Genomic DNA, 15818 nt, shown 5'->3' on the forward strand with positions numbered 1-15818 from the left:
CTGGCGTTGATTTTTGGCACGCTGTTGAGTTCTCAAGGAACGGACGCTTCCTTCGTACTCACCCTCGCGGGCTTTCCTCCGGGCTTTTCCCTTCGGTCTTGCGTTTCCGACTCTATCAGATCTTTCCGATCCGATTTCCTCGGTGCTTTCCAGTCCCTTTTGCTTTCGCTCCGGGCCCTTCCGGCGGTTCCGACTCTATCAGATCCTTTCGGCGTCTGATTCCCGGTCAGCGGGAGTTGTCTTTCCGGCTGTTGGGCCGTTCCGACGTCTCAAACTCTAGCGGATTCCCCCGGCGACTCATAATCGAGTCTTTCGAAATGAATTTCGGCATGGCGAAATTCTTCCCGATGAGGGAGATCGTGCTGAGAAGAGGTGCCGCATGAGCGGCGGGAGTGGCTGTCGCAGAACCGTTCCGGCTCCGTGACAACTCGGAGAACACTACGCATCCGGGAGGGGCGTGTCAACCTCCCCCTCTACCCCGCCCGCCACGGCCTCAATCGAGGTCGGTCAGCCGGCCGCCGGCGTCGGGCTGGGTGTGCTCCACGCGGCGGAGGAGGCGGATGAGGACGTCGCCGAGGACGCCCTTCTCCTCCGTGCTGAGGTCCTGGAGGAGGTCCTCCTCGAAGGCGGTGGCCATGCGCATGGCCTCCAGCCACTTCGTGCGGCCCTCGTCGGTGAGCTCGACGATCACGCGGACCCGGTTGTTCTCGTCGCGATCGCGGGTGACCAGGCCTTCTCCCGCCATGCGGTCGATGCGGTGGGTCATCGCGGCCGGGGTGAGGCCCAGGCGCTTGGCCAGCTCGCCGGGGCCGAGCCGGTAGGGCTCCCCGGAGAGGACCAGCGTCTTGAGGACCTCCCACTCGGCGTTGCTGATGCCGAGGTCGGCGAGCTGGCGTCCGTACGCCACGTTCATCCGTCGGTTCAGCCGGCCGAGGGCGGAGACGACCTTCTCGACCTGGGGGTCGAGGTCGCGGAACTCGCGCTGGTAGGCGGCGATCTGCTCGTCGAGGCTCGGCTCCTGGAGGGCCTGCGGGCCGGATCGCTCGGGGTTTTCGGACATGCGGCGAGTATCCCACGGGCCCCGTTGGCGTTGAAGTCCTTCGATGTGTACAGTTGAGACGTTAACTTTAGCTTTTAAGTCTTCAGGGTTCAGGGCTACAGGACTGAACCCGCGACCGAAGTGGGTGAGTGTGACCAAGGCGAGGGGCGCGGCGATGCGCCGGATTCAGGCAGGCAGCGCGCTGAGCGCGTTCGGACTCGGCTTCACCGTGCCGTACCTCTATGTGTACGTGGCACAGGTGCGGGATCTGGGCGCCGCGACGGCGGGCATCGTGCTCGCCGTCTTCGCCATGGCCGCGCTCGTGGTGCTGCCCTTCAGCGGCCGGGCCATCGACCGGCGCGGGCCCGTGCCCGTGCTGCTCGTGGCCTCGGTCGTCGCCGCCGTGGGCGCGGTGGGGATGGGCTTCGCCTCCAGCGTGCCGGCGGCCGTGGGGGCGGCGGCACTGCTGGGTGCCGGTACGGCCGTCCTCCAGCCGGCCCTCGCCACGATGATCGTCTGGTGCTCGACGCCCGTCGGGCGCACCCGGGCGTTCGCCATGCAGTTCTTCCTGCAGAACCTGGGCCTGGGCGTCGGCGGTCTGATCGGCGGGCAGCTGGTCGACACCAGCCGGCCGGGCAGCTTCATCCTGCTGTTCTCGATCGAGGCCGCGATGTTCCTGGTGCTCGCCGGGATCGTCGGGACCGTCCGGATGCCGGGCTCCCCCGCGCTCCAGGACGCCCGCCCGTCCGACGCGGGCAAGGGCGGCGGCGTCCGCGCGCTGCTCGGGCACAAGGCGATGGTGCAGCTCTGCGTCCTCGGCTTCGTCCTCTTCTTCGCCTGCTACGGACAGTTCGAGTCGGGCCTCGCCGCGTACGGCACCGAGGCCGCCGGGATCCAGCCGTCCGCGCTGGGGCTCGCGCTCGCCGCCAACACGGCGGTGATCGTGCTGGCCCAGTTCCTGGTGCTCAAGTTCGTCGAGCGCCGCAAGCGGTCCCGGGTGATCGCGGCCGTGGGCCTGATCTGGACCCTGGCGTGGCTCATCGCCGGGTACGCGGGCCTCGGGCACGGCAGCCAGGCCATGGCGACGGCGGCCTTCGTCGCCACGTACGCGCTCTTCGGGCTCGGCGAGGCGATGCTGTCGCCGACCGTGGCGCCGCTGGTGGCCGATCTGGCGCCGGAGTCGATGGTCGGGCAGTACAACTCGGCCTTCGCCCTGGTGAAGCAGCTCGCGCTGGCCGTCGGCCCGGCCGTGGGCGGGCCCATGGGGGCCGCGCTGCACGGGCCGTACATCGTGACCTTCGTGCTCTTCTCGCTCGGGATCACCTTCCTGGCCGTCCGGCTCGGCAAGCAGCTCACCCCCGAGCAGAACCAGCCGTCCCTGGCCCTCCGGCCGTCGAAGGTCGTCGTCCGGCACGAGCCGGCCGCGAAGGACGTGCCGGTCAGCGCGCCCTGATTCCCCGGTGCCCTAGTCCCTCAGGGCGAACTCGCACCAGACCGCTTTGCCGCCGCCCGGTGTGCGGCGGCTCCCCCAGGACGAGGCGATCGTCGCGATGATCGAGATCCCGCGACCCGCCTCGTCCTCCGTTTCCGCCCTGCGGCGGCGCGGCAGGTGGTCGTCCCCGTCGGTGACCTCGATGATCAGGCGCCGGTCGGTGCGGCGCAGCCGCAGGCGCATGGGCGGGGTGCCGTGCTGGAGGGAGTTCCCCACCAGCTCGCTGGTGGCCAGGACCCCCAGGTCGCGCAGCTCGACCGGGAAGCGCCAGCTGGAGAGGACCCCGGAGGCGAAGGCACGCGCGCGGGGAGCCGCCTCCACCCCGCCGAGGAGCTCCAGGGCGGCGTTGTGGAAGAGCTCCGCGTCCGTCCCCTCCCGGGAGGGGTGCTGGACGACCAGGACGGCGACGTCGTCGTCGTGCTCGGCGGTCACCCCCAGGGAGCGCAGGAGCCGGTCGCAGACCACCTGCGGGGTGCCGCTGGCGCCGGAGAGGGCGCGGGCGAGCGCGGCGACGCCCTCGTCGATGTCCTCGCGGCGCCGCTCCACCAGGCCGTCGGTGTAGAGGACGGCGGTGGAGCCGGGCGGCAGCGCGATGGAGCCCGAGGTGTGGAGCCAGCCGCCGGTGCCGAGCGGCGGGCCCGTGGGGTCCTCGGCGCGGCGGACGGTGCCGTCCTCGTCCCGTACGAGGATCGGGAGGTGGCCGGCGGAGGCGTACACCAGCTTGCCCTCGTTGGGGTCGTGGATCGCGTACACGCAGGTGGCGATCTGGCTGGCGTCGATCTCGGCGGCGAGGCCGTCGAGGAGCTGGAGGACCTCGTGCGGGGGCAGGTCCAGGCGCGCGTACGCCCGGACGGCGGTGCGGAGCTGGCCCATGACGGCGGCGGCGCGGACGCCCCGGCCCATCACGTCGCCGATGACGAGCGCGGTGCGGCCGGCGCCGAGGGTGATCACGTCGTACCAGTCGCCGCCGACGGCCGCGTCCGTGCCGCCGGGCTGGTAGGTGGCGGCGATCCGCAGGTCGTCGGGCTGCTCCAGGTCCTGCGGGAGCAGGGAGCGCTGGAGGGTGACGGCGGTCTCGCGGTGCTTGCGCTCGCTGGCACGCAGCCGCTCGGCGGCCTCGGCGTGGTCGGTGACGTCCGCGGCGTGGACGAGGACGGCGCCGCCGTCGAGCCGGGGGCTGTCGACGGGCAGGCAGGTGACCGTGTACGAGCCGCCGTCCCGGGTGCGGCGGGACTTGACCGTACGGGGCTTGCCGCTGCGCAGGACCTGGTCCATGAGGGGCGGCAGGCCCAGCTCCTCGGCCTCCGGGCAGGTGGCGGCGACGGTGGCGCCGGGGGTGCGGTGGCCGAAGGCGGCGGCGTAGGCGTCGTTGACGTACGCGATGCGGTGCTCCGGGCCGTACACGAGCGCGACCAGGCCGGGGAGGCGGCCGAGGAGCTCCCGTACGGAGAAGTCCTCCAGGGAGGGGACGTCCTCGGCGACGTCGGCGGGCCGGTCCAGCTGCTGCCCGTGCTCACCGCGGGCAGCGGGCACGGAGCCTTCGGTCCCCCGCGCCGTGCGGCGCTGCGTTCCGGGGAGCCGGGCGCTCCAACGGGTGAAGTTCACGGATCTGTATGCCTCGTGGTGTCGGTGCCGTGCAGAGTCACGCTGTGCAGGTGTGAGCCCACCTATGGTCACACGTCCAGTGTGGACGAGTGCACTGACAGTGATGTCAGGACGACGGCTTGTCGTCGTCGCCGGGGGGCGGGGAGGCGGCGAGTTCGAATTCGGCGCGGGGGTGTTCCAGCGAGCCGAGGGAGACGATCTCCCGTTTGAACAGGCCTGACAAGGTCCATTCGGCCAGGACGCGGGCCTTCCGGTTGAAGGTGGGGACCCGGCTCAGATGGTAGGCCCGGTGCATGAACCACGCCGGGTATCCCTTGAGTTTGCGTCCGTAGACGTGGGCGACGCCCTTGTGGAGGCCGAGGGAGGCCACCGATCCCGCGTACGCGTGCGCGTACTCCTTGAGCGGCTGTCCGCGCAGGGAGGCGGTGATGTTCTCGGCGAGGACCCGGGCCTGGCGGACGGCGTGCTGGGCGTTGGGCGCGCACTCCCCGCCGGGTTCGCCAGAGGTGACGTCGGGGACGGCTGCGGCGTCGCCGGCGGCCCAGGCGTGCTCGACCCCTTCGACGGAGAGCCGGGCGGTGCAGCGGATCCGGCCGCGTTCGTTCCGCGGGAGGTCGGTGGCGGCGAGGAGGGGGGCGGGTTTGACGCCGGCGGTCCAGACGACGGTGCGGGTGGGCAGCCGGGTGCCGTCGCTGAGCACGGCGACCCGGTCCTCGCAGGAGTCGAGCCGGGTCCGCAGGCGCACGTCGACGTTCCGGGCGCGCAGCTCGCGGACGGCGTACCGGCCCATCTTCTCGCCGACCTCCGGGAGGATCCGGTCGGTGGCCTCGACGAGGATCCAGCGCAGGTCGCCGGGCTTGATGTTGTGGTAGTACCGGGCGGTGTAGCGGGCCATGTCCTCCAGCTCGGCGAGCGCCTCCACGCCCGCGTAGCCGCCGCCGACGAAGACGAAGGTGAGGGCGGCGTCGCGGATCGCGGGGTCACGGGTGGAGGAGGCGATGTCCATCTGCTCGATGACGTGGTTGCGCAGGCCGATGGCCTCCTCGACGGTCTTGAAGCCGATGCCGTGCTCGGCGAGGCCGGGGACCGGGAGGGTGCGGGAGACGGAGCCGGGCGCGATGACCAGTTCGTCGTAGGTGAGCTCGACGGGGCCGGTGCCCTCCTCCTCGGTGGCGAGGGTGGTGAGGGTCGCGGTCCGCTTGGCGTGGTCGACGGACCCGACCTCGCCGATGAGGATCCGGCAGCGGTCGAGGACGCGGCGCAGCGGCACGACGACGTGGCGCGGGGAGATGGAACCGGCCGCGGCCTCGGGCAGGAACGGCTGGTACGTCATGTACGGCTCGGGGGTGACCACGACGATCTCGGCGGCGCCGGATCGGAGTTCCGCCCTGAGCTGCCGCTGGAGGCGCAGCGCGGTGTACATGCCGACGTATCCACCGCCGACCACGAGAATGCGCGCAGGTTCGGTCACTGTCCCATGACGCACCCCCGCCCGTTGTTTGTCCACAGCCTCGACAAATTGTGTGACCGGAGGGGTACGGAGGCGCGGGGTGGCGCGTGCGGCGAGGGCGGTGGGATCGGCCCAGGTCACGGTGGTCGGGGCGGGTGCGGCCGGGGGTGGGAAACGGGCGTGATCCGGGCCTTGCTCCGATCGGGGGGCGGACCGTGCGGAACACCCCCTTCTGAATTGACCCCGACTCAACTATGTTCGTACTTCGTCGGGGTGTCGGATGGAAGCGCGTGGACCGAAGCGCTCGTCGGCCGGAAACCCCGCATCAGGGCGGGGAGTCTCCGGGGGGAGACATCATGAGCGGGGGAACGCTTATGCAGATGCAGGATGCACGCTGGCAGCCGGGCGCCGGAGCGCTGGCCGTCGACGACGCGCGCGCCGCGGGGGCCGTCGCCTCCGAGCGCAACGGCGGGCCGGTGGCGGGCGGCAGGGCCGCACCGCTGCGGGTGGACGCCCAGCGCAATCTGGAGCACGTGCTGCGGGCCGCGCGCGAGGTGTTCGGCGAGCTCGGCTACGGGGCTCCGATGGAGGACGTGGCGCGGCGCGCGCGCGTGGGGGTCGGCACCGTCTACCGGCGCTTCCCCAGCAAGGACGTGCTGGTGCGCCGGATAGCCGAGGAGGAGACCGCCCGGCTGACCGAGCAGGCGCGGACCGCGCTCGGTCAGGAGGAGGAGCCGTGGTCGGCGCTCTCCCGGTTCCTGCGGACCTCGGTGGCCTCGGGCGCGGGGCGGCTCCTGCCGCCGCAGGTGCTGCGGGTGCGCGTGGGCGACGCGGTGTCGCCGGCCGTCGCCGACGACGCGGACGACGCCCGGGTGCCGTACCAGCGGGGCGGCGACGGGCAGGCGGACGGGCGGGTGTTCGCGCCGCGCGGCGTGCCGGCCGAGGAGCGGGACGACGCGGGGGCCGCGGAGCTCCTGGAGGTCGTCGGGCGGCTGGTCGACCGGGCGCGGGAGGCGGGCGAGCTGCGGGCGGACGTGACCGTGGCGGACGTCCTCCTCGTCATCGCCACCGCGGCGCCGGCCCTGCCGGACGCGGTGCAGCAGGCGGCGGCCTCGTCGCGGCTCCTGGACATCCTGCTGGAGGGCCTGCGGTCCCGGTGAGCGGCCGGGGCCTTCCGCCGGTGGTGTGATCCGGTCCGGTCCGATCCGTGGTCCGGGCGGACCGACGAGCATGACACGAACGTGTGAGCGGTTACGCCCGGATACGGGAAGTCGCCCCGGACGAGTGGTAAGTGGACGGGTCGCTTCGGCGTGCCCGCGCTCTGTGGCAGGCTTGGCCGGTGTTCGGTTCTGAGCATGTATACGGGGGCTTCCGCGATGAGCGGTGAGAGTCGGGACGAGCCGCTGAAAAACAGCGGTACCGCCGAGGCCGGGGGTCTGCCCGCCCGGCAGGTGCCGAGCCAGGGCGGGCCGGTGGGTCCCTCCGGTGCGGGGGGCGGGTCCGGGGCTTCTTCGGCCGGGCCGCCGGGTTCTCCCGGGTACGTCGATCCGCTCGACGCGAGCGTTCCGCAGCAGCGTGAGGGGAAGCCCGCCGGGGCCGTCGCGGGGGCGGCCACCGGAACCGGGCCTGGCGGAACCGGGCCCGACGGGGTCGGCTTCGCGGAGGCCGGTGGCGAGACCGACGCCGAGGACGAGGCCGGTGGGGTCCTTCCGCCGCCCCTCGAACTGCCGCCCTCCGACGCCGATCTCGTCCAGCTCATGCGGGACGGCGACGACTCCGCGTACGAAGAGCTGTTCCGCCGCCACTCCGAGGCCGTGCGCCGGTACGCCAAGACCTGCTGCCGCGACGCGCACACCGCCGACGACCTCACCGCCGAGGTGTTCGCCCGCACCCTCCAGGCCGTACGGGGCGGGGCCGGGCCCGAGCAGGCGGTCCGCGCCTACCTCATGACCACCGTCCGGCGGGTCGCGGCGAGCTGGTCCAGGACGCAGAAGCGGGAGCACCTGGTCGAGGACTTCGCGGTGTTCGCGGCGGAGGCCGCCCGCTCCTCCGAGGTCTCCGACCAGGACACGATGGACCTCGGCGCGGACGTCCGGGCCATGCACGAGGCCGAGCAGTCGCTCGCCATGCAGGCCTTCCGGTCGCTGCCCGAGCGGTGGCAGGCCGTGCTGTGGCACACCACCGTCGAGGAGGAGTCGCCGAGCGAGGTCGCCCCGCTCTTCGGACTGACCGCCAACGCCACGGCCGTGCTCGCCAGCCGGGCCCGCGAGGGGCTCAAGCAGGCCTACCTCCAGGCCCACGTCAGCCAGTCCCTGACGGCGGGCGGCGACTGCGCCCGGTACGCGGACCGGCTCGGCGCCTACGCGCGCGGCGGACTGCGGATGCGGGCCGAGCGCGGTCTGCGCAAGCACCTGGAGGAGTGCGCCAAGTGCCGGCTCGCCGCCGGTGAGCTGGCGCACGTGAACGCCGGGATCCCCGCGCTGCTGCCGGTCGCCGTCATCGGCTGGTTCGCCGCCGGGTACGCGGTCAAGGCGGCCGGTGTCGTCGCGGGCGGGACCGCCGCCGCGGCCGGTGCGGGCGCGGCGGCCGCCGCCTCCGGGGCCTCGGGGGGCGCCGCGTCGGGCGGTGCCGCCGCCGAGGGGCTCGGCGCCCCCGCCAAGGCCGGGATCGCGGCGGTCATGGCGATCGCCGCGGCCGCCGGGCTCGCCTGGGCCATGGCCGGGGACCCGGAGCCCGTGGCCGCGCCCAAGCCCTCGCAGCCGGTCGTCACCCCGGTGGCGCCGCAGGAGCCCGCGCCGCCGGCGGAGCCGGAACCGGCGGCGAAGCCCGTACCGCCGGTTCCGCCCGCCGCGCCCGCGTCCCCGGCGCCCGAGCCGGTGGCCGCGGCCGCCCCGGCGAAGCCCGTGCCGAAGGCGACTCCGACGCCGGAGCCGACGCATCCCGCGTCCCCGTCCCCGGAGCCGCCGAGGTCCTCGCCGTCGGCAAGCCCCAAGCAGACGCCGAAGCCCACTCCGAAGCCGACCACTCCGCGGCCGACCCCGAAGCCGACGCCGAGCCCCGAGAAGCCCGCGCCCGCGCCGCCGACCGTCTACCAGGTCGACGAGCTGGACTACGGGATCTTCGGTGACGGCACCAAGCCCGAGGTCTCCATGGCGGAGAGCGGCTTCATGTGGCAGCGCAGGGGCCTCTCCACCGGCGGCACCCGGTACCCGTACGGGGTGAGCGTCCACGCGCCGTCCTCGCTGGTCATCGACCTCAACCGGCAGTGCACGAGGTACGACGCGGTGGTCGGGATCGACGACCTGAGCGCCCTGTTCGGCATGGGCGGCGTCCGCTTCTCCGTATACGGGGACGGGCAGCGGCTCTGGCGGTCCGGCGTGATCGAGGCGGGCGACCCTCCGGTCCCGGTGCACGTCGACATCACCGGCCGCTCCCGGATCCGGCTCGTGGCCGAGGAGACGGGCCCGCTGGGGCGGGCCGCGATCGCGAACTGGGCGGAGTCCCGGATCAGCTGCTCCTGACGCCGCCCGGGGAGTCCTGCGAGGGGTTCTCCGAGGGGTCCTCCGCCGCGTCCCGCAAGAAGTCCTTCACGAGGGACAGGACCCCGTCGACGTCCAGGTCCTCGCCCGCCGTCCGGGCGGCGGCGAGGCCCGGCGCGCCGAGGGCGGCGAGCGAGCGGGCCGTCACCGCCTCGGCCTCCTGCCGCTCCGGGACCGAGCGGGGCAGGTCGCGGCGCCAGGAGTCGACGGCGGCCAGGACCGTGGCGGCGGAGGCGGGTTCGTCCGCCCGGGACAGGGCGACCGCGAGCCCCTCGCCGAGCGCCGCGGCGATGAGGTCCGCGCAGTGGGCGTCCCGCGCGGCGCGCAGCGCGGTCGCGGCGGAGGTGACGGCCGCGGCGCCCCCGCCCCCGTACGCCTCGACGCGGGCGGCGAGTCCGATGACCGCGGCCGAGAAGTGCGGCGGCGGGTTTCCGGCCTCGACCAGGCGGCCCGCCTCCTCGACGTGGGCGCGGGCCTCCTCGACGTCGCCCCGGTGGAGGGCGATGGCGGCGCCCAGGAAGGCGACGAAGGGCCGGGCGTCCCCGACGTGGTGGCGCTCGGCCTCCGCCGAGGCCTCGGCCAGGCCCTCCTCCGCGGTCTCCAGGTCGCCGGAGCGGTAGGCGATCTCGGCGAGGCGGGCGAGGAGGAAGGGGGACTCGGCGTGGGCGCCGACCTCGCGGGCGAGGCGGAGCGCCTCCTCGTAGTCCGCCCGGGACTCCTCGTACCGGCCGCGCATCATGGAGGACTCGGCCGCCGCGCTCGCGATCTGCGCCCCCATCCAGCGGTCGCCGACCCGGCGGGCGAGGACGCGGAGCTCGGCCAGGTCCTCGTCCACGTCGGCCTGGCCGCCGGGCATGTCGACGACCATGTGCGTGCGGAACATCAGGGTGACGCCGACCTCCCAGTCGCCTCCGTGGCGGCGGCAGTTGGCGAGGGCGGTGTCGAGCAGGTCCCGCAGCTCGGTCGGCTCCTCGGCCTGGATCTCGTTGAAGGCCTCGGTGAACGGCCAGAGCAGGCCGGGGAAGCGGGCGGCCTCGGGGCCCGGCTCGTCCCCGAACGCGGACCGCACCCGCCGTACGAGGGCGAGGGTGTCGGGGTCGTCGCGGAGCTCCGCGACGGTGCGGCTCTCGATCGCGAGGAAGAAGTACAGCATCCGCAGGCGCATCCGGGGCCAGTGGCGCGGGTCGGCCGGATCGTCGGGGTCCTCGCCGAGGGCGACCGCGCGTTCGGTCCAGGCCAGGCCCTCGGAGCGGTAGTTGCGCAGCCACCAGAACCAGCCCATGGCGAAGACGAGCCGGAGGGCGGCGGTCTCGTCGGGGGCGGTGACGAGGGTGCGGTGGAGGGCGGCGCGGATGTTGTCGAGGTCACGTTCGAGCCGGTCGATCCAGGGGAGCTGCCCGCCGGAGCGCAGCTCGGGCTCGGCGGTCTCGGCGAGGGCGGTGAAGCGGGCGGTGTGGGCGGCTTCGGCGGCGGCGAGCAGGGCGGGGGTCTCGGCGGCGCGCTCGGTCGCGTACTCGTGGACGGTCTCCAGGAGGCGGTAGCGCATCTCGCCGTCCTCGGTGGGGGCGGCGACGACGAGGGACTTGTCGACCAGGGCGCCCAGGGTGTCGGCGGCGTGCGGGGAGAGGGCCTCGGCGGCGGCGAGGTCCCAGCCTCCGGCGAAGACCGAGACCTGCCGGAGCAGGGTGCGCTCGTCCGGGTCGAGCAGGTCCCAGGACCAGTCGACGACCGCGCGCAGGGTCTGCTGGCGGGGCAGGACCGTGCGGGAGCCGGAGGTGAGGAGGCGGAAGCGGTCGTCGAGGCGGTCCGCGATCTGGCGGGGGGTGAGGAGGCGGAGGCGGGCGGCGGCGAGTTCGATGGCGAGGGGCAGGCCGTCGAGGCGGCGGCAGATCTCGTCGACGGCCGCGGCGCCGTCCCGGTCCCGGGGCCCGTTCGCGTCGAAGGAGGGGTGTACGGCGCGGGCGCGTTCGACGAAGAGGCGGTGGGCGGGGTCGGGCGGGAGGGGCTCGACGGGGCGGACCGTCTCCCCGGGGATGCCGAGGGGTTCGCGGCTGGTGGCGAGGACGCGGAGCCGGGGGCAGTGGGTGAGGAGGGTCTCGGTGAGGGCGGCGGCCGCGTCGATCACGTGCTCGCAGTTGTCGAGGACGAGGAGGAGGGGGCGGTCGGCGAGGTGCTCGACGAGGTGGGCGGCGGGGTCGTTCTGGAGGGGCGCGCCGTCGCGGGCGATCAGGGTGGTCTCGCGGAGACGGAGCGCGGAGAGGACGGCGCCGGGGACGGCTCCGGGGTCGTCGAGCGGGGCGAGCTCGGCGATCCAGGCGGCGGGGCCTCCGGCCCGCAGCGCGGCCTCTTCGGCGAGCCGCGTCTTGCCGCTTCCGCCGGGGCCGGTGAGGGTGACGAGCCGGGAGCCGGCGAGGTCGGCCCGGAGCGCGTCGAGCTCGGGCTCGCGGCCGACGAAGGAGGTGAGGCGGGGACGGATGTTTCCGGCGGGGCCCTCGGCGGGGGCGGGGCGGGACGGGGGCGGGCCCGCGAGGAGTTCGCGGTGGAGGGCGGCGAGTTCGGGGCCGGGGTCGGTGCCGAGGGCGTCCACGAGGGCGCGGCGGGCCGACTCGTACGCGGCGAGGGCGTCGGCGTGGCGGCCCTCGGCCCGCAGGGCGCGGACGAGCTGGGCGTGGAAGGCCTCGTCGTACGGGTACGCGGTGGTGAGCTCGGTCAGTTCCGGTACGAGTCCGTCGGTGGCGCCCCGGCGCAGGTCCGCCTCGACGCGGTGCCGGAGGGCGGCGAGCCGCTGGGCCTCGGGCCGGACGCCCGCCGGGTCGGGCAGATCGGCGAGGGCGGGGCCGCGGAAGAGGCCGAGGGCCTCCCGGAGGAGGGCGGCGGCGGTGTCGGGGTCTCCGGCGTCGAGGCGGGCGGCGGCCTCCGCGGCCCGGCGCTCGAAGACGTACAGGTCGATGTCGTCGGGCCCGGCGACGAGCCGGTAGCCGGGGCCGGGCGTGGAGACGACGGCCTCCCTGCCGAGGATCCGGCGGAGGCGGCCCACCAGGGCCTGGAGGGCGGCGGGCGCGTCCTGCGGCGGATCGTCCCCGTACACGTCGTCGGCGAGCTCACCGACGGAGGCGGGCCGTCCACCGCGCACCGCGAGCGCGGCGAGCAGCGCACGCAGCCGGGCACCGCCGAGGGGAAGGGGGGTGCCATCGGGCCGAAGGGCCTCGGTGGTGCCGAGGATGAGATACCGCACCGGTTCATTGTGGCCGCGGGCCCGCGCGGACGCCTCGGGGTTTCCCCGGGCCCGCCCCGGAGACGGGCGGACGTCAGAACTCGGCCGTGTCCAGGGTGAAGCCCAGGGGCGCCGGGATCGGGACGGGCGTCCCCAGCTTGTGGACGGACTTGTGGTCGTAGTCGTCTCCCGCCGGCCCGGAACACACGACGGCTTCGCCGGCCTCGCGGTCGATCAGGAGGTAGAGGGGGATGCCCGCGCGCGCGTAGGCCCGGATCTTCTGGACGCGGTCGCGGCTCGCGGTGGAGGAGGAGGTGACCTCGGCGACGAGGAGGACGGGGTCGGGGGCGTGCCATTCCTGCTGGTCGGCGAAGCTGCCCTTGGGGGCGATGACGAGGTCGGGGATGACCCGCGCCGTGTCGGCTGTACCCGGCAGGCTGAGGCCGATGCCCGTGTAACGCCCCACACCCTTGTCGTGGTCTCGGACCTGGCCGTTCACCTCCGAAACGATCTCCTCGTGCTCGCCATTGGCCGGAGGCACCACGTGAATCTCCTCTTCGATCAGCTCCACGCGCCAGCCCTTGGGGGCCAGCGCGCTGAACAGCTCGAAGGTCTCCTGCACACTCGCACCCTCGCGGTCGGGCGTGCCCTCGGAGAACGCGTCTTCCGGAATCGGCAGCGGCAGCGCCATGCCGGACCTCCTTCGCTCGGTGCGACGCTTTCAGCTTAGAACGGGCGTCGCGGCGGGGTCCGGAGTGCGTTCACTCGAACGAGCGTGCCGCGCACCTGCGACCGGAAGCCGCCCGCGGGGCCTCACGCCGGAAGTGACCGTGACGCCGGGATCAAAGGCCCCTGGACCGCGCGGTGGGCGCGGGGTTCCGTGGTGTTGGTCCAGCAGGAGCCGCGGCGGGCGAGGAGGCGGCGGAGCCAGAGTTCGGTGGAGACGAGGTCGGCGAGGCCGTCGAGGGGGACGGGTTCGCCGTCGGCGGCGGCGCGGAGGGCCTCGCGGACGACGCGGGCCTCGATCAGGCCCGCGTCCGCGAGGAGCGGCGCGTCGAAGAGGGCCAGGAGCTGGGGGAGCGCGGCGCGCAGGCCCGCGCGGACGGCGGCGGCCGGGACGGCCGGGTGGGGGGCGCCCCAGCCCGGCGGCAGCTCGTGGACGCCGGCGCCGGTCAGGACCGTGCGCAGGATGCCGGCGCGGGCGTCCGGCTGGACCCGGAGCGATTCGGGGAGGGCGCGGCAGGCCCGTACGACCTGGTTGTCCAGGAAGGGGGCGTGCAGGCGCTGGCCGCGGATCTCGGCGGCCTGTTCCAGGACCCGGTGGTCGGCGGCGGCCCGGGCCAGGGCCGCACGCGCGCGTGCCTCGCCGGGGCGCTGGACGGAGGACGGGAGGGTCGCCGCCCGGTTCAGGCGAACCGATACTTCGGCCAGCGCCTCCCCCGTCAGCCAGCGCGCCGCCGGACCCGGCCGCGACCAGGCGAGGGCGGAGAGGGAGGCCTCCAGGGGGCCGAAGCCGTCGGGGGCGGTGCGGTTCGCCTCCAGGACCCGGCGGGCCGCCGTCTCCAGACCCGTGCGGTACGGGGTGCGGGCCAGCTTCCGGGCCGCCCGGTACACGGTCAGCGGCACCAGGAGCGCGCCCGCCGAAGGACCCGAGGCCTTGGCGAGCGCGGTGACGGGACGCACCAGGGAGCGGCGTCTGCGGTCCATCAGGAGGTCGGCGAGGCGCGCCGGATGCGCGTCCAGGACCTGCTTGGCGCCCATGCCGGTGAAGTGGTCGGCGCTGCCGCCCGCGAGCCGCCGCCGGTGCCGCTCGGCCGTGACCAGCGCGGGCCCCGGCTCGTCGGTGAGCGGCCCGTCCAGGGCGGCGTACGGGAGCGCCTCCTCCCCGGCCGTGACGACCACGTGGTGCAGGCGCGGATCGGCGGCCAGCTCCCGGGCCCGCGTCAGCTCGTCCTCGCGGTCCGACCCCGCGCGCGTGGCCAGGTCGTTGAAGGTGACGGCGAGCAGCCGCTCCCCCGCGCCCGTGCCGTGGCCGGTGATCGTGCCCGGCACCCCGGGGAGCCCGGCCGCCAGGAGGGCGAGGGTGCCGGAGGCGCTGCCGCCGGACAGGTCGGCGCCGATGCCGGGCGCCGGGCGTCCGCCCCGGGCCGCGCGCCGGTCGGCGGGGCCCATGCCGGGGACCGGGCCGGGGTCGGGGAGCGGCGCCTCGGGCGCGTGCCGGGGGGCGGTGAGCCGGGCCCGTACGGCTTCGACCAGGGCGTCCCTGACCCCTTCGACGGCCTGCCGGGGGTCGGACTCGGGGGTCGCGACCGCGAGCGAGGCGACCTGTTCGTACCCGGTGATCTCGCGCGAGCCCTCCCGGAGGATCAGCGCGTGGCCGGGCGGCACCCGGCGGACCCCCTCGTAGGGGGTGGAGTCGCGCAGCGCCTCCGGGGTCTCGGGGCAGGCGAGCAGGGCCCCCAGGTGCCCGATGTCGAGCTGGGCCTCGACGAGGTCGGCGAGGGGCAGGGCGGCGGTGGCGTACGCGGTGCCGCCCTGCCACGGGGTGTGGAACACCGGCCGGGCTCCCGCGAGGTCGCCCGTGACGGTGACGCGGCGGCCGGCCTTGACGACGGCGGTGTAGCTTCCCGGCCAGGCCGTGAGGTGTCGCAGGGCGCCCCCGCGCGCGGTGAGCAGCCCCCTGCGCAGTTCGTCGTCGCCCGCGGCGCAGCAGCCGAGGACGGCGATGTGGGTGTGGTCGTCGACGGCCACGACCCGGACTTCGTCGGGGCGCCAGTCGCCGACCGCCCACAGCGGATCCGGTCCGCCCCACAGGAGTTGTGCGCCCACCGGTTGCACCGTGCGCCCCTCGGCCGCCGTCGCCCGGTCCGTACCGTAGGGGCCGTGGGACGCCGCCGCGCCGGGGCCGTACGCGCCGGGGCCCGCCGCCGTGCCGGAGGAGCCGGGGCCGTACCCGCCGTGGCCCGTCGTGACCGGGGAACCGGAGCCGTACGCGTCGTACGCGCCGTGGGCCGCCGCGCCCGCCCCGTACGAGCCGTTCGCCGTCCCCGTCCGTGCTCCCCCGGTCGTTGCGAAGCTCGCGGCGACACTGCTCCAGCCCACCAGCCATCGCATCGGCGCCTCCACGTCCGTTTCGGTGGGAGACATGCTGCCATGACAACGGCGCACGGGGCGGTGTCCGGGGGCACGCGCGCGAAAGCCGAATGCGCCCCTGGCATGGGCCAGTTGGACACCGGCGACATTCGGCCGAATATCGACCGCGCCCAAAGGTTTAGAAGGCGCACGGGAACGAACAGGGGCGGTCCGTTCTCCACGGACCGCCGGCTGACCGGGAGGCGGTTCCGCCTCCCGGCGCCGTCCGCCGCCCGCGGGGAATGGGGCGGCGGTGTCCCCCAGCCCACTGGTCCGGAGCTCCGACCCCGGCCGAATGGGCCGACCCACGCGCTACCGATGGAAGCGCTCCCCCGTCGGCCGGACGA

9 protein-coding genes are annotated in these 15818 nt (G+C 74.7%); 3 read left to right on the forward strand and 6 right to left on the reverse strand.

Annotation, left to right across the window (positions count from 1 at the left end; genetic code table 11):
- Nucleotides 1–493: 493 nt before the first annotated feature.
- Nucleotides 494–1060 (reverse strand): MarR family winged helix-turn-helix transcriptional regulator, encoded by a 567-nt coding sequence (locus ACIQD7_RS20765; RefSeq protein ID WP_053641016.1) that lies wholly within the window; start codon nt 1058–1060, stop codon nt 494–496.
- A 154-nt stretch (nt 1061–1214) separates the two neighbouring features.
- Here ACIQD7_RS20765 and ACIQD7_RS20770 point away from each other — a divergent pair, with 154 nt between their 5' ends.
- Complete coding sequence (locus tag ACIQD7_RS20770) at nt 1215–2492, forward strand: MFS transporter (RefSeq protein ID WP_402443309.1); 1278 nt, start codon at nt 1215–1217, stop codon at nt 2490–2492.
- Between the two features lie 12 nt (nt 2493–2504).
- Here the strand turns inward: ACIQD7_RS20770 and ACIQD7_RS20775 are convergent, their stop codons facing one another.
- Both ACIQD7_RS20775 and ACIQD7_RS20780 read right to left on the reverse strand, forming a co-directional pair.
- Entirely contained in the window at nt 2505–4136 is a 1632-nt protein-coding gene (locus ACIQD7_RS20775; protein WP_121833630.1) for a SpoIIE family protein phosphatase, read from the reverse strand.
- Between the two features lie 106 nt (nt 4137–4242).
- Nucleotides 4243–5607 carry an NAD(P)/FAD-dependent oxidoreductase gene (locus ACIQD7_RS20780; protein ID WP_121833629.1) on the reverse strand — a complete coding sequence of 455 codons (1365 nt, stop codon included), beginning with the start codon at nt 5605–5607 and terminating at the stop codon, nt 4243–4245.
- A 359-nt stretch (nt 5608–5966) separates the two neighbouring features.
- On the opposite strand from ACIQD7_RS20780, the gene ACIQD7_RS20785 reads away from it, so the two are divergent.
- Both ACIQD7_RS20785 and ACIQD7_RS20790 read left to right on the forward strand, forming a co-directional pair.
- Nucleotides 5967–6746 carry a TetR/AcrR family transcriptional regulator gene (locus tag ACIQD7_RS20785; protein WP_237530127.1) on the forward strand — a complete coding sequence of 260 codons (780 nt, stop codon included), beginning with the start codon at nt 5967–5969 and terminating at the stop codon, nt 6744–6746.
- Between the two features lie 216 nt (nt 6747–6962).
- Nucleotides 6963–9107, forward strand: a complete 2145-nt coding sequence (locus ACIQD7_RS20790; RefSeq protein ID WP_402443312.1) for a sigma-70 family RNA polymerase sigma factor — start codon at nt 6963–6965, stop codon at nt 9105–9107.
- Here ACIQD7_RS20790 and ACIQD7_RS20795 read toward each other — a convergent pair.
- From ACIQD7_RS20795 to ACIQD7_RS20805, 3 genes are all read right to left on the reverse strand, one after another.
- The gene (locus tag ACIQD7_RS20795; protein ID WP_402443314.1) at nt 9094–12360 is read right to left on the reverse strand and encodes a BTAD domain-containing putative transcriptional regulator; all 3267 of its coding nucleotides are present in this window, start codon (nt 12358–12360) and stop codon (nt 9094–9096) included. The genes ACIQD7_RS20790 and ACIQD7_RS20795 overlap by 14 nt on opposite strands.
- 73 nt (nt 12361–12433) lie before the next feature.
- Nucleotides 12434–13030 (reverse strand): Uma2 family endonuclease, encoded by a 597-nt coding sequence (locus ACIQD7_RS20800; RefSeq protein WP_161373628.1) that lies wholly within the window; start codon nt 13028–13030, stop codon nt 12434–12436.
- A 122-nt stretch (nt 13031–13152) separates the two neighbouring features.
- Nucleotides 13153–15453, reverse strand: a complete 2301-nt coding sequence (locus ACIQD7_RS20805) for an asparagine synthase-related protein (protein ID WP_402443782.1) — start codon at nt 15451–15453, stop codon at nt 13153–13155.
- Between the last annotated feature and the right edge of the window lie 365 nt (nt 15454–15818).

The sequence above is a fragment of the Streptomyces sp. NPDC093071 genome, assembly GCF_044754545.1.
GTDB lineage: Bacteria > Actinomycetota > Actinomycetes > Streptomycetales > Streptomycetaceae > Streptomyces.